The organism is Mycobacterium lehmannii (assembly GCF_002245535.1).
Classification (GTDB): domain Bacteria; phylum Actinomycetota; class Actinomycetes; order Mycobacteriales; family Mycobacteriaceae; genus Mycobacterium; species Mycobacterium lehmannii.
On record NZ_NKCN01000003.1, the window covers coordinates 24,856 to 39,187 of the forward strand.

Sequence of the window (14,332 nt, forward strand, 5' to 3'; positions counted from 1 at the left end):
ACGCCGAAATCACCCCGCCTGTGTGCGTTATGTGTGCACCGTCGCCCGCAACGGCTGTCGGGCGGTTTCCCGCATCGTCGAGAGTGTCGCGATGCTGATCACGGCCGCGGCGATCACGTAGTAAGCCGGGGCGATCTGGTTGCCGGTGCGGTCGACGAGCCATGTCGCCACGTACGGCGCGGTCCCGCCGAAGATGGCCACGGACACGTTGTATCCGATGGAGTAGCCGCTGGAGCGGACCCTGGTGGCGAACAACTCGGCACCGGCGGCCAGGGATGCCGACACGAACACCGACTCCAGCGCCGCCAGGGCGGCGTGGGCGATGACGGCAGCGGCCAGCGCGCCCGAATTCAACAGCAGGAACAGCGGATAGGCGAAGACGGCGAAACCGATTGCACCCGAGTACAGCAGCGGTTTGCGTCCGATCCGGTCGGACAGCGCGCCGAGTGGCGGGATCAAGAGGATCGCCACGATGCTGGCGACGGCTATCGAGATGAAGGCGTCGACCTTGGTGAACTCGAGGGACTCGGTGAAATACGTTGGCAGATAGGTGAACACGATGTAGAAGCCGACGTTGTGGATGACGACCAGGCCGGCGATCTGCAGGATGGGGCGCCACGAGGTGCGCAGCGCCTCGCGCAGCGGCGACGTGGCAACCTCGCCTTTTTCGCGCAGGTTTTCGAACTCGGGTGTGTCGCTCAACTGCAGCCGGATGTAGAGGCCGACGACACCGAGCACACCGGCGATCAGGAAGGGGATCCGCCAACCGTAGGAATCCATCGCCGGCTCGGACAGGACGGTTTCGAGACCGGTGACCGTCAGCGCCCCCAGAAGGAAACCGACGACCACCGACCACACCAGGAACGACACAATGAAGCCGCGGTGTTTGTCGGTGGCGTACTCGGCGAGGAAGCAAGCCCCGCTGCCGTATTCGCCGCCCGCCGAGAACCCTTGCAGACACCGCAGAAACAGCAAGATCAGCGGTGCCGCGACGCCGATGGAGTCGAAGCTGGGGACCAGGCCGATGACCAGAGTCGAGGCCGACATCAGCAGAATGACCAGCGCGAGAACGCGTTGACGGCCGATCCGGTCGCCGAGCGGACCGAAGAAGAAGCCGCCCAACGGCCGCATGAAGAACGCGGCGGCGAAGACGGCGAAAGTGCTGAGCAGCGCGGCGGTCTCATCGCCCGGCGGGAAGAACTTCTCGGCGATGTAAGTCGCCAACAACCCGTAGATGGCGAAGTCGAACCACTCCACGGCGTTGCCGATCGACGCGCCGGTAACCGCTTTGCGAACGGCTCGGGGTTCCGCGGTGCGCACAGCCATGCCGCTGTATTCCCCGACCGCCTGCGTCTTCAACCAGGGCCCGCGGTCGGTGTCCACAGGTCGGTGGGAGCAGATCGACCGCGCAGTGTTTCCGACCCGTGCGCCTCCCAGCACCGTCGTTCCGGTCCGCCGGCACGCTCGAGCGCGCGGCCCGAGCACAGCGCTCGCGCGGGAAACTCCTTGGCGCGGTCGGCCAGCCGGGCCGCCTCGTTGACCGCGTCCCCGACAACGGTGTATTCGTAACGGTTCTCCGCGCCGATGTTGCCTGCGAACACCGGGCCGGCCGAGACCCCGATCCCGAAGTCGAGCTGCAGGCGCTGCAGGTCGGCGACCAGTTCGCGTGCGGTCGCCAGCGCCGCCGACGCCGGATCATCGACGCGCAGGGGAGCGCCGAACACGGCCAGCGCCGCATCGCCTTGGAACTTGTTGATCAAGCCGTGCCGCTGATCCACGGCCGCAACGACGATACGGAAGAACTCGTTGAGCAGCTCGGCGACCTCGGCGGGCTCGTGAGTGACCGCCAACCGGGTCGACCCGACCAGATCGATGAACAGCACCGCGACGTCACGTTCGTCGCCTGACAACGATTCATTCTCCTCGACGGCTCGCCGGACCACGTCCTCACCGACGTGGCGGCCGAACAGGTCGCGCAGCCTGTCACGCTCGCGCAGCCCGGCCACCATGCTGTTGAAACCGCGTTGCAGGCGGCCGATCTCGGACCACTCATAGACCTCGACGGACCGCTCGATGTGACCGCGCTCGACCTCTCCCATCGCCTGCACGACCTCTTGTACGGGGTCCGAAATCGACATCGAGGTCAGGATCAGCGAGCGCAGACCGAGCACAACCGCGACCAAGGCGAGCACGATCAACGCCAACTCGATCGCGGCGGTCTCCTCGATCAGCCATCCGTTGTTCCGCATGACCAATAGGGTGGCGATCGCCACGCCCGGCAGCGCGGTGCACACCATCCACATCAGCAGCAGCCGGGCCCGGACTCCGGGCGCCGTTAACCGCTGCGTGCTGGAATCCATTGCCACGCTGGCCAACACCGGCCGCAGTGTCCGCAGTGTGAACAGGAAACCGGTGCACACCGTGGCGATCGCCCCGAAGAGCATGGCCGATCCGATCACCGCCAGCACCTCGGATCCGGCGTCGAGGTTCAGCGGTACCAAAACCGCGGCGGTGAGGATCCACGGCGTCACCGTGGCCGCGGCCTGCCGGCGCATCATCGTCAGCGTCCAGCGGCGTTCGTCGGTGGTGGGAGGGCGCCCCGAGCGCAGATACCGCAGCGCCGGGAGCAGGATATAGGCGGCACTGAGCCCGACCGTGGCGGTGCCGACCGCGAGCAGTGCCGCCGCGGTGATCACATTGCCGAGGGTGACCACGCTGCGCCCGGCCAGCAGGCCGACGATCGCGATGACCTCGATTGCCGTCAGCAGGTAGGCGGACGCAAGGCCGGCCACGTACCGGGTGAGCAGGCGGCGTGGCCTCACCCCGTGGAAGGTATCAGTCGCTCGCGGGTAGCGGCTTGGCTTCCTTGAGAGACAGCGGCGTGGTGCCCACGCTCAGTGTTCCGGCCCCGGCTTTGGTCACCAGGACCTCGGCGCCGTTCTCGTCGACGTAGCGCTTACCCATCGCATTGCCGCCGGAAAGTTCCGGGTCCATCTGGGCGTCGGCGGACTTCTCGGTGTCCAGGGGCACCATCGGAACGCCGCCCGCACGCAGGTCGTCGAGGCTGTCCGAGCTGCGCACGACGATGACCTGGGTGTCACACACCTGGCTCTGCAGTCGCGTGCCGTTCTTGATCATGCTGGGCTCCTTGCTATTTGGTGGCTGTCAACTCGGCGATCAGTTCTCGACGCAGCACCTTGCCGGTCGCATTGGTCGGCAACTCGTCGCGGAACACGACGCGGTCGGGCGTTCGCGATCCACGCAACTGGCGGCGAACATGCTCACGTAGTTCGTCGGCGTCCGGGGTGGCCGGGCCGTCCGGAGTGTCGGCCGGGACCACGACCGCGACGATGATCTGTCCCCACTGCGGGTCCTCCGGCCCCACCACGGCACAGTCGCGCACCGCCGGATGCTCGACCAGGACGTCCTCGATCTCGGCCGGTGCGATGTTCTCGCCACCGCGGATGATCGTGTCGTCGGAACGCCCGCCGATGAAGAGGTAGCCGTCCTCGTCGAGCATCGCGATGTCCTTGGTCGGGAACCACCCGTCGGCGTCGAGCACCGATCCGATCTCGGTGTAGCGGCCGGACACCTGGTCGCCGCGGACGAAGAGTTCGCCGGTCTGGCCGGGGCCCAGCACTTCGCCGTCGGCGTCGCGGATCTGAACCTCGATCCCCGGCACCGGCTGGCCGACCGAGCCCAGCCTGCGCAGCACGGACTCGACGGACGAGGCGAGCGCCTCGCGGTGGTCATCGGGTCCGAGCACGGCGATGGTCGAGCTGGTCTCGGTCAAGCCGTAGGCGTTGACGAAGCCGACCTCCGGCAGCAGCGAAAGCGCCTTGCGCACCAATGGAAGCGGCACCTTCGAGCCGCCGTAGGCCAGGCTGCGCAGGGTCGGCAGCGATACGTTGTCCGACTCCAGGGCAGCCACGATGCGGTCCAGCATCGTCGGCACGACCGTCGCCGACGTCACGCCCTCATCACGCACCAACCGGATCCATTCGCGGGCGTCGAACTGCGGCAGGTACACCATCTTTCGGCCGGCGTACAGGTTGGACAGCGCCGCACTGACACCGGCGATGTGATACGGCGGGACACAGATCAACGCGGCGTCGCCGGCTTCGGCGGAGTCGAACTCCACCGTGCCGGTGATATAGCTGGTGAGGTTGCTGTGCGTCAGCTCAACGGCTTTCGGCCGCGACGTGGTTCCCGACGTGAACAGCACGACCCCCACGTCCTCGGGGTCGGGGAACACAGGGACATCGGGGCCGGGCTCGCTATTCCGCGCGGCGTGGAGGAACTCGTCGGACCCGATCACCTGCTTGCCCGCGCCGGCCACCATCTCGCGGTATTCGGCGTCGGCGACGACGAGGGGCTGGGGGAGGCGATCGATGAGCTCACGAAGCCCGTCGGCGGACAGCCGGTAGTTCAGCGGCGTCACCGGCACCCCGGCGCGCGCGGACGAGAACAGCAGCAGGGGCAGCATCGCCCCACCCATGCCGACGTATGCGACGTGGGACGCGCCCGACGCGGCGATGACGCCTGCGCCGCCGTCGGCCAGGGCGCTCAACTCACCTGTGGTCAGCCGCAATTCGCCCGACACCACGGCGGTGCGGTCCGGATTGCTCGAGGCCATCTCGAGCAGCAGTGAGATGCTCATGATTTGTCGACGAAGATATCAAGTATGGGGTGGTCCCCACCGCCGTAGCGCGACAGGTCCGTCACGCCGGATTCAGCGAGCAGTTCGGAGTCGATGAAGCACTTGCCGTTCACGTCGGCCGCAGGTCGGGACAGGATCAGCGCGGCTGCGTCGCCCATGATCTGAGGGTCGCGGGACCGCTCCAGCATCTCTTGGAAGCCGGGAGCGTTGGCGACTGCGGAGGTCGCGATGTAGGTCTCGGGCCACAGGCAGCTGAATCCGATGCCTGCTTCCGCGTACTCGGCGGCCCACCCCAGCGACAGCAGGGTCATCCCATACTTCGACAGGGTGTAGGAGGGGTGGGCGCCCAGCCAGTGCGGATTCATGTTCAGCGGCGGCGCCAGCGTTATCACGTGCGCTCCCGCCGGCTCCGCCCCTTCGGCGCGCGCCGCAGACTTGCGCAGATACGGCAGCGCTGCCTTGGTGAGCAGGAACGTGCCGCGCACGTTGATGTCCATCATCAGGTCGAACTTCTTGGCCGCCAGCTGCTCGGTGGGCTCGGTGGCGATGGCGCTGGCGTTGTTGACGACGACGTCTACCCCGCCGAAATGCTCGACCGCCGCGTCGACCGCGCGCTGCACATCCTCTTCTTTGCGGACGTCGCCGACCACCGCCACGCCCTTGCCGCCGGCGGCCTCCACCTCGGCGACCGCGGTGTGCACGGTGCCCGGCAGCTTCGGATGCGGTTCGGCGGTCTTGGCCAGCAGGACGACGTTGGCGCCGCGCCTGGCCGCGGCGAGGCCGATCGCGAGACCGATGCCGCGACTGCCGCCGGAGACGACGAGTGTGCGGTCAGTGAAGGCGGACATGGACCTCCTTTGTCTGCGACCAGCGTCGCCCCACGATGCTAGCCGACACCGGATGTGACCGGTATTAGCGTTCTCATTTTACGCAAGTGCCATATTCGCTGTGTACCGCGCCTTCGGCATCTTTTACTGCCGGGTGACGCCCCGTCCTCGGTGCACATTTCCGGCCTGCGGTATTGGCATTCTCATTTTTTGCAAGTACGTTATCCGTGATGAGCGAGCCAGTACAGACCCCGTCGGGGATCCCGCTCGAGCCGGTTTACGGGCCTGCGGACAGGCAGACCGAGCCGCCTCCGCCCGGTTCCTATCCGTTCACGCGCGGGAACTTCGCCACGGGGTACCGCGGGAAGACGTGGACGTTCCGCCAGTACTCGGGGTTCGGTACGCCTGAGGAGTCCAATCGGCGCTACCGATACCTGCTGGACCAGGGCGGCACCGGGCTGTCGGTGGCGCTTGATCTGCCCACGCAGTGCGGCTACGACTCCGACGACCCCGAATACGGCGAGGAGGTGGGCCGCGTCGGTGTCGCGGTCGATACCCTCGCCGACGCGGAGATCCTCTTCGACGGCATTCCGCTGGACAAGATCAGCACCAGCTTCACGATCAACGGTACGGCCGCCATCCTGCTGGCGTTCTACGTCGCCGCCGCGGAGAAGAAGGGGGTGCCGCGGGCCAAGCTCACCGGCACCATCCAGAACGACATCCTCAAGGAGTACGCGTCGCGCGGCACCTGGATCTGGCCGCCGGAGCCGTCGCTTCGCCTGATCGCCGACACCATCGAGTTCTGCGCGGCCGAGGTGCCCAAGTTCAACGCGATCTCGGTGGCCGGGGCGCACTTCCGCGACGCGGGCGCCAACGCGGTGCAGGAGATGGCGTTCACCCTCGCCGACGGCGTCACGTACTGCGACACCGTCGTCGAGCGCGGGCGCATGACCATCGACCAGTTCGCGCCGCAGATCTCGTTCTTCTTCTACACCCACGGGGACTTCTTCGAGGAGATCGCCAAGTACCGCGCCGGCCGGCGGCGCTGGGCGACGATCGTGCGCGAGCGCTACGGGGCGTCGTCGGACAAGGCGTCGATGTTCCGGTTCGGCTGTGTGGCCGGCGGCGCATCGCTGTTCGCGCCGCAGGCCCAGAACAACCTCGTCCGCGTCGCCTATGAGGCGATGGCCGCGGTACTCGGTGGCGTGCAATCGATGTTCACCGCGGCGTGGGACGAACCGTTCGCCCTGCCCAGCGAGGAGTCGGCCACGCTGGCGTTGCGCACGCAGCAGATCCTCGCCTACGAGACCGGCGTGACCAAGGTCGCCGATCCGCTCGGCGGGTCGTACTTCGTCGAGGCGCTCACCGACGCAACGGAGGAGAAGATCATCGAGATCATGCACGATCTCGAGACCCACGGCGGCATGGTCCGTGCGATCGAGGACGGCTACCTGCAGGGGCTGATCGCCGACGAGGCGTTCAAGATCCACCAGGAGATCGAGTCCGGTACGCGACCGGTGGTGGGGGTCAACAAGTTCGTCTCCGATGAGCCGCCGCCCGAGATCGCGACCTACGAACTCGACGCCGAGGGCCGCGATCTGCAACTCAAGCGACTTGCGAAAGTCAAGGCCGAGCGCGACGCCACCGCGGTCAAGGAGGCGCTGGCGGCGCTGGCGCGTTCGGCGGAAGGCGACGACAACCTGATGCACAAGCTGGTCGACTGCGCCAACGCCTACTGCACTGTGGGAGAGATGGTTTCGACGCTCAAGTCGGTGTGGGGCGAGTTCCAGCAGCCGGTGGTGTTCTGATGGCGGACTCTTCGACGGCCGGCCCGGTGCGGGTCCTGGTCGCCAAACCCGGGCTGGACGGGCACGACCGCGGCGCCAAGATCGTCGCACGGACACTGCGGGATGCGGGTTTCGAGGTGATCTACACCGGAATCCGTCAGCGCATCGAGGACATCGTGTCGATCGCTCTACAGGAAGACGTTGCGCTGGTGGGACTTTCGATCCTCTCCGGTGCGCACGTGGCGCTGACCACGCGCACGGTAGAGGCCCTGCGCGCGGCCGACGCCGGCGACATCGCGGTCGTCGTCGGTGGCACCATCCCGCAGGGCGACGTGCCCAAGCTCCTGTCCGCCGGCGCGGCTGCGGTGTTCCCAACGGGGACCTCGCTCGACACCCTTGTCGACGAGGTCCGCAAGCTGACCGCTGGGTCGCAGGTGGACGGATGAGGGTGTCGCCGAATGTGAAACGTCGGCGATTTTTCCGGGCGTTTTTCGCCAAGGATTCACATTCGGCGCTGAACTTTCGGAGGATGGACTGACATGCGGCTTGGTGTGATGATCGGGGCCGAACGCGGCGATATGGCGCGCAAGGTCAACAAGCTGGTCTCCGATATCGAGTGGGCCGAATCGGCGGGAATGGACACCGCGTGGATGCCGCAGGTGCCCAACGACTTCGACTGCCTGACCATGGTGGCGCTGATGGCCGCCCACACCTCGAAGATCGAGCTGGGTACCGCGGTGGTGCCGCTGCAGGCGCAGCACCCGATCGCACTTGCGCGTCAGGCCCTGTCGGTGCATGCGATGGCGGGCGGGCGCCTGGCGCTCGGGGTGGGACCGTCGCACCACTGGATCGTGCGCGACATGCTCGGGATCCCCTATGAGAAGCCGGCCGCCTACACCCGCGACTATCTCGAGGTGCTCAACGCCGCGCTCGCAGGCCCCGGCGACGTCGACGTCGAGAACGACACCTTCACGGTGCACAACCCCACCGTCCTCGGCGCGGAGCGCCCGCTGCCGGTGCTGGTGGCCGCGTTGGGCCCGGTGATGCTGCAGATCGCCGGGGAGCGCGCCGACGGCACCGTGCTGTGGATGGCCGACGAGAAGGCCATCGGCGAGCACATCGCGCCCAAGATCAACAAGGCTGCCGCCGAGGCGGGCAGGCCCGCTCCGCGCATCGTCGCCGGAATTCCGGTGTGCCTGTGCGCGAATTCGGAGATCGAGACGGCCAAAGAGCGGGCGAACCGTATTCTCGCCGAGGCCGAGACGTCGCCGAACTACCAGCGACTGCTGGACCGTGGTGACGCGCGTGACGTGGGTGACTTGTGTGCGGCCGGCGACGAGGAAGCCATCCTGGCGCGGTTCAAGCGGTTCGCCGACGCGGGAGTCACCGACCTGTCGGTGCGCCTGCTGCCGATCGGCGAGAACCGCGACGAACTCATCGCGTCGAAATACAGGACGCGCGAGGTGATCGGCGAACTGGCCAAGGCTGTGCGGTGAACGGCCCGCTGGCCGGTATTCGCATTATCGAGGTCGGCGTCATGCTGGCCGGGCCGTACGCCACCATGCTGTTGGCGGACCTCGGCGCCGAGGTCATCAAGGTCGAGCCGCCGGGTGGCGAGATCTCGCGGCAGGTCGGCGACAGCTACTTCGCCAGTCTCAACCGCAACAAGAAGAGCGTCGTGCTTGACCTGCGGTCGGACGCCGGGCGACAGCGCCTGGGCGAGCTCGTCGCGGATTCCCATGCGCTGCTGGTGAATATGAAGCCGTCGGCGATCAAGAAGCTCGGCCTGACATATGACTCGCTCAAGCGCTTCAACGAACGCATCGTCTGTGTGGCGATGACGGGCTTCGGGCTCGAGGGCGGCGACGATCCGGCGTTCGACTACGTCATCCAGGCCGCAACCGGCGTCGCGGCGATGACCGGACATCCGGACGAACCGCCGACCTTGCCGGGATACTCGTCGGCCGACAACTCGACCGGGCTGGCCGCCGCACTGGGGCTGCTGGCGCAGATCGTGTCGGGCCGTGGTGGTCAGGTCGACGTGTCGCTGCGGGACGTGATGTTCTCCCAGTTGAACTACCGCGCGTCGGCGTACCTCAATGACGGCGCGGAACCGCTGCGCTATCCGTTCGGGGCGCACTCGTATTACGTTCCGGCGCAACTGTTCGCGACGGCGGACGGTTATCTGGCGCTGTTCATCACCCATGACGGGTTCTGGCGGGCGTTCTCGGCCGAAGCGGGTATCGAGGGCTTTCCGACCATGGCCGAACGGGCAGCCCAGCGCGACGAGGTGCTGGCGGTGGTGGCCGAGGCGTTGGCCACCGACACCGCCGCGAGTTGGGAGTCGCGGTTACGTCCGCTGGGAATTCCCGTCGCCGCGGTGCGCACACTGCCCGAAGCGTTGGAACAGACGCCCGAGGTGGTTGTCACCGCGGGGGATTTCCGGTTGGTGCGCAGCCCGATTCAGATTGTCGGCTACGACCCCGAATACCGACCGGCACCCCGCGTCGACGAACACGGCGATGTCGCGGCTCAGTCGTCGTAGGTCACGCTGATCGTGTCGGTTTCCGGGATCGCTTGGCAGGTCAGGATGTATCCCTCTTCGACCTCGTCCTCGTCGAGAGCGTCGTTGATACGCATCGTGGCGCGGCCCTCGGTCAGCTTGCCCATGCAGGTGCCGCAGTTGCCGGCTTCGCACGAGAAGGGCGGCGACAATCCGGCTCGCCTGGCGCTTTCCAGTAGCGTCTCGTTGGCGACGCGCGATACCGATACCTTCTTGCGGTCGAGCACGATCGTCACCTGTCCGCCACCCTGTGCTGGCTGGTCAGGCATCGGATCCGCCCTCATCTATAGCTCTCCTGGCATATCGGTTCTAACTGGGCGAGAATACCATTCTCGTTAAATGATACGCTATTCTCAAAGCGAAATCCGGCTCGGTTGACACTAGTGAGGACAGAGTGTGAGTGAGGCGATCGCGCTCGCCTTCGAGCAGCGTGAGTACACGCTGTCGCAGCTGGATGCGCTGGCCGCGGGCATGGCGGCCAACCTGGAGCGGCGCGGTGTGCACGCCGGGGACCGAGTTGCGCTCATGTCGTCCAATCGCCCGGAGTTCGTCGTCGCGCTGCGCGCCGTCTGGCAGCTGGGCGCTTCGGCAGTACTGCTCAGCCCGGCGTGGCGGCGCGCAGAGATCGAGCACGCCCTCGCGCTGACCCGACCGACGCACGCGGTCGGCGACCACCCCGTGCTCGCCGAACTCATGCCGATGCTGTCGCTCGACGACCCGATCGAGCCGGGGCGGCGCGAGATCCACCCACCCGATCCGCAGAGCGACGCGCTGTTCGTGTTCAGCTCGGGCACCACCGGCATGCCGAAGGCGGTACGTCATACCCATGCGGCGTTCGATGTCGCGGTGCGGCACTGGCGTGACGCGCTGCAGCTGTCTGCGTCGGATCGCATGCAGATCATGACACCGCCCTCGCACATTCTGGGCCTGCTCAACATCGTGATGGCGCTCGACACCGGTACGTGGATCCGACTGCATCGGCGCTTCGACATCGAGCTCATGCTGCGACATATCGAGAGCGACGGGATCACCATCGAGATGGCCGTGGCCCCAATCGCTTTGGCGCTTGCTGCACATCCCGATCTGGAGTCCTACGACCTTTCGTCGCTGCGCTACATCATGTGGTGCGCGACCCCTGTCACGGCCAGCGTCGCCGAAGCCGTCACCGCCAGGACCGGGGTGAAGTGGGTGACCGCATACGGCGCCAGCGAGTTGCCGGTGATCTCGTGCAACGACATCGACGGCAAACACCTGGACACCGTGGGCCGGCCCGTATCTGGCGTGCGCGTGCGGGTGGTGTCGCTGGACACCGGTGCGGTCCTCGGGGTGGGTGAAGCCGGCGAGATCGAGGTGCAATCGGATTCGGTGATGGCGGGTTATCTGCCCTCGTCCGCGACCGCCGGAGCATTCCACGACGGCTGGTATCGCACGGGTGACGTGGGTTTCCTCGACGACGACGGGTGGCTGCGCATCACCGACCGGTCGAAGGAGATGATCAAGGTGCGCGGTTTTCAGGTCGCACCCGCGGAGGTGGAGGCGATTCTGCACGGGCACGCCGCCGTCGAGGACTGTGCGGTGTTCGGTGTGCCCGACACCGTCAACGGCGAAGCGATCATCGCCGCCGTGAAGGTGAATACACCGGTGTTGGAAGATGATCTGGTGTCGTGGGTCGGGGAGCGGTTGGCGTCGTACAAGCGACCCAGCCGGGTCTTCGTCGTGCCCGAGGTCCCGCGCCTGCCGTCGGGCAAGGTCTTGCGTCGAGTGCTGAAGGAGCGTCTGTGGACGTCCGTCTGACCAGTGAACAACAACAGTTGAGGGCCGCCGCCGCGAGCCTGGCCGACGATCTCGGTCCCGGATCGGTGGCCGACCTCGACGATGCGAATCGGGTCGCCAGGCTGGAGAAGGCCGTGGACGCCACGGGCTTTCGTACGCTTCGCTCGGACGGCGCATCGGGTGTCGAAGTCGCGATCGTAGCCGAGGAGTTCGCCCGAAAGCTTGTCGACGTGCCGTTCATCGGGCCCGTGCTCGCCGACGACCTCAAGATGCGCAGCGGTCGTGTGCCGGTTGTCGGGGAGGCGGCGGAGTCGGTGGACCTGACGAAAAGCCTTGACGGCGTGGTCGAGTCGCCTGCCGAACTCGACGGTCTGTCCGAGGAAGACGCGGGCCGGTGGCGCGCGCTGGCGTTGACGGTGACGTGCGCCGACCTGGTCGGCGCGGCCAGGGGAGCGCAGGATCTCGCCGTCGAATACGCCAAGGTGCGCGAACAGTACGGTTCGACGATCGGCTCCTATCAGGCGGTCGGTCATCTCCTGGCCGAGAGCCTCGCCTTGATCGAGGGCTCGGTCAGCGTGCTGCGGCACGCCGCGTGGGCGGTCGACGAATTGCCGCCCACCGAAGCGATCGAGGCGGCGCGGGTCGCCAAGATTTACTGTGCGCGCTCGGCTTTGAGCGTCTGCGAGACCTCGATTCAGGTGCACGGCGGCATCGGTAACACCTGGGAGTGCCTGGCCCACGTCTATCTGCGCCGGGTGCTGGCCGCCACCGAGACGTGGCCCGTGAAGTTGGAGGAGCTGTCCATTGGACTTTCGTGACTCACCCGAGGAAGCCGCGTTCCGCGAGCGTCTACGCGGCTGGCTGACCGAACAGAAGGGCAGGTTCCCGACGTCGGGCGACGAGTACTGGGCCGCCCAGGGAGCTTGGCACCAGGCGCTCTACGAGGCCGGCTTCTTCGGCACGTCGTGGCCGAAAGAGTATGGCGGACAGGACCTGCCGCCGGTCTACGACGTGATCGTCGACGAGGAGATCGCCAAGGCGGGGGCGCCGGCGCGGCCCAGCCTGGGCTATCTGGTCGTCGGAATGTCACACCACGGCAGCGAGGAGCTTCGGCAACGCTTCCTGCCGGGGATGATCAACGGCACGGAGCGGTGGTGCCAGGGCTTCTCCGAGCCCGGCGCGGGTTCCGATCTGGCGTCGCTGACCACCACCGCCGTGCGCGAGGGCGACGAGTACGTCATTCACGGTCACAAGATCTGGACCAGCTATTCCGACGTGGCCGACTGGTGTCTGCTGCTGGCCCGCACGGACAAGGACGTCCCCAAGCACAAGGGCATTTCGGCGTTCATCGTGTCGATGCACCAGGCGGGCATAGAACAGCGGCCGTTGAAGATGATCAGCGGCGTCACCAAGGAGTTCGGCCAGGTGCTGTTCGACGGGGCCCGGGTGCCGGCGGAGAACATGGTCGGCTCGCCCGGTGAGGGCTGGAAGTTGGCCATGACCGTGGTCAGCCACGAGCGCGAGCCGTCGACGCTGGGGTTCTCGGCCCGCTACGGAAAGCTGGTGCGCCAGTTGGCCTCCCGTGTCGAGGGACCGGCTCCCGAGGAGCTGGCGTGGGCGTGGGTGCAGACCGAGATGCTGCGGCTGCACGTGCGCAGGCGGCTGTCCGAACAGCTCGACGGGATGACACACGGGCCGCAGGGCTCGCTGGACAAGTTGTTGATGACCTGGACCGAGCAGTCGGTCGGACACGCCGCGCTGGCGACCGTCGGCACCGGTGATCCCGAGTTGTTCGGCGCCTACATGTACAGCCGCGCGCAGAGCGTGATGGGCGGTACATCGCAGATTCAGAAGAACATCATCGCCTCGCGCATTCTCGGATTAGGAGTCTAAGTTGTACGACCTACCACCGGAGATCGACGTTCAGGCCGACGGCGCGTTGCGTATCATCACGCTGAACCGGCCGGACTCCTTGAATTCGGTCAACGACGACCTGCACAGCGGGCTCGCGTGGTTGTGGCCGCGGCTGGCCGAGGACCGCGAAGCTCGCGCGGCGGTGATCACCGGCGCGGGAAGAGCGTTTTCGGCCGGCGGTGACTTCGGTTATCTCGAGGAGCTGCGCCAGGACGCCGACCTGCGCGCAAAGACGATCCTGCACGGCCGCGAGATCGTGCTGGGTATGGCGCGCTGCCGGATCCCGGTGGTCGCGGCCGTCAACGGACCCGCGATGGGCCTGGGCTGCAGCCTGGTGGCGTTGTCCGACATCGTCTACATCAAAGACGATGCCTACCTTGCCGATCCACACGTTCAGGTCGGATTGGTGGCCGCCGACGGTGGACCGTTGGTGTGGCCGCTGGAGATGAGCCTGCTGCACGCCAAGGAGTACGCGCTGACCGGTGCGCGGATCTCGGCACAGCGCGCCGCCGAACTGGGCCTGGCCAATCACGTCGTCGAGGACCCGCTGAGCGAGGCGATCGCCTGCGCGAAGAAAATCATGGAACTGCCGCGTCAAGCGGTCGAAAGCACCAAGCGGCTGTTGAACATTCATCTCGAGCGGTCCGTCCTCGCGGTGCTCGACTACGCCAACACCGCCGAGGAGCAGTCGTTCAAGACGGACGACTTCCGCGAGATCGTCACGCGCCTGAACGCCAAGAAGAAGTAGGCACGAGCGCACCCCACTAGCCGCGCGAACGTGCGTGTCTGCACACGACACGCCGCTCTT

The 14,332-nt window shown here is 66.8% G+C and carries 14 protein-coding genes; 8 read left to right on the forward strand and 6 right to left on the reverse strand.

Translation table 11 applies throughout. The features are described 5' to 3' along the window. Positions 1 to 27 precede the first annotated feature (27 nt). From CEX87_RS04715 to CEX87_RS04735, 5 genes are read right to left on the reverse strand one after another with little or no spacing between them, the layout of a single operon-like run. Complete coding sequence (locus tag CEX87_RS04715; RefSeq protein ID WP_094286422.1) at positions 28 to 1,326, reverse strand: MFS transporter; 1,299 nt, start codon at positions 1,324 to 1,326, stop codon at positions 28 to 30. Positions 1,327 to 1,355: 29 nt separating this feature from the next. Beyond that, on the reverse strand, positions 1,356 to 2,822 hold the full coding sequence (locus CEX87_RS04720) for an adenylate/guanylate cyclase domain-containing protein (protein WP_094286248.1): 1,467 nt from the start codon (positions 2,820 to 2,822) through the stop codon (positions 1,356 to 1,358). A 13-nt stretch (positions 2,823 to 2,835) separates the two neighbouring features. After that, positions 2,836 to 3,138 (reverse strand): hypothetical protein, encoded by a 303-nt coding sequence (locus CEX87_RS04725; protein WP_066808138.1) that lies wholly within the window; start codon positions 3,136 to 3,138, stop codon positions 2,836 to 2,838. A gap of 13 nt (positions 3,139 to 3,151) precedes the next feature. Further along, the gene (locus tag CEX87_RS04730) at positions 3,152 to 4,660 is read right to left on the reverse strand and encodes a class I adenylate-forming enzyme family protein (RefSeq protein ID WP_094286250.1); all 1,509 of its coding nucleotides are present in this window, start codon (positions 4,658 to 4,660) and stop codon (positions 3,152 to 3,154) included. Then, complete coding sequence (locus tag CEX87_RS04735; protein WP_094286252.1) at positions 4,657 to 5,508, reverse strand: SDR family oxidoreductase; 852 nt, start codon at positions 5,506 to 5,508, stop codon at positions 4,657 to 4,659. Before CEX87_RS04735 ends, CEX87_RS04730 begins: the two co-directional genes overlap by 4 nt. A 209-nt stretch (positions 5,509 to 5,717) precedes the next feature. Here CEX87_RS04735 and CEX87_RS04740 point away from each other — a divergent pair, with 209 nt between their 5' ends. The 4 genes from CEX87_RS04740 (at position 5,718) to CEX87_RS04755 (ending at position 9,819) form a co-directional block, all read left to right on the forward strand. Further along, positions 5,718 to 7,295, forward strand: coding sequence for a methylmalonyl-CoA mutase family protein (locus tag CEX87_RS04740; protein WP_064417365.1), 1,578 nt, complete (start codon positions 5,718 to 5,720; stop codon positions 7,293 to 7,295). Beyond that, complete coding sequence (locus CEX87_RS04745; protein WP_064397251.1) at positions 7,295 to 7,720, forward strand: cobalamin B12-binding domain-containing protein; 426 nt, start codon at positions 7,295 to 7,297, stop codon at positions 7,718 to 7,720. Before CEX87_RS04740 ends, CEX87_RS04745 begins: the two co-directional genes overlap by 1 nt. Positions 7,721 to 7,813: 93 nt before the next feature. Then, a complete protein-coding gene (locus CEX87_RS04750) occupies positions 7,814 to 8,770 on the forward strand; it encodes an LLM class F420-dependent oxidoreductase (RefSeq protein ID WP_064417366.1) in 957 nt (318 codons plus the stop codon). Further along, on the forward strand, positions 8,767 to 9,819 hold the full coding sequence (locus CEX87_RS04755; RefSeq protein ID WP_082693921.1) for a CaiB/BaiF CoA transferase family protein: 1,053 nt from the start codon (positions 8,767 to 8,769) through the stop codon (positions 9,817 to 9,819). Before CEX87_RS04750 ends, CEX87_RS04755 begins: the two co-directional genes overlap by 4 nt. Here CEX87_RS04755 and CEX87_RS04760 read toward each other — a convergent pair. After that, complete coding sequence (locus CEX87_RS04760; protein ID WP_094286253.1) at positions 9,807 to 10,121, reverse strand: 2Fe-2S iron-sulfur cluster-binding protein; 315 nt, start codon at positions 10,119 to 10,121, stop codon at positions 9,807 to 9,809. The two genes, CEX87_RS04755 and CEX87_RS04760, sit on opposite strands and share 13 nt — an antisense overlap. Positions 10,122 to 10,233: 112 nt before the next feature. On the opposite strand from CEX87_RS04760, the gene CEX87_RS04765 reads away from it, so the two are divergent. Genes CEX87_RS04765 through CEX87_RS04780 form a run of 4 tightly spaced genes read left to right on the forward strand, consistent with a single transcriptional unit; the run spans position 10,234 to position 14,272 of the window. Continuing rightward, positions 10,234 to 11,631 (forward strand): class I adenylate-forming enzyme family protein, encoded by a 1,398-nt coding sequence (locus CEX87_RS04765; RefSeq protein WP_094286254.1) that lies wholly within the window; start codon positions 10,234 to 10,236, stop codon positions 11,629 to 11,631. Continuing rightward, positions 11,616 to 12,428, forward strand: a complete 813-nt coding sequence (locus tag CEX87_RS04770) for an acyl-CoA dehydrogenase family protein (RefSeq protein WP_094286255.1) — start codon at positions 11,616 to 11,618, stop codon at positions 12,426 to 12,428. The genes CEX87_RS04765 and CEX87_RS04770 overlap by 16 nt, the downstream gene beginning before the upstream one ends. After that, positions 12,415 to 13,503, forward strand: a complete 1,089-nt coding sequence (locus tag CEX87_RS04775) for an acyl-CoA dehydrogenase family protein (protein WP_094286257.1) — start codon at positions 12,415 to 12,417, stop codon at positions 13,501 to 13,503. Before CEX87_RS04770 ends, CEX87_RS04775 begins: the two co-directional genes overlap by 14 nt. Position 13,504: 1 nt before the next feature. Continuing rightward, positions 13,505 to 14,272: an enoyl-CoA hydratase/isomerase family protein gene (locus tag CEX87_RS04780; protein WP_064397238.1), complete on the forward strand. Its 768-nt coding sequence runs from the start codon at positions 13,505 to 13,507 to the stop codon at positions 14,270 to 14,272. Positions 14,273 to 14,332 lie beyond the last annotated feature (60 nt).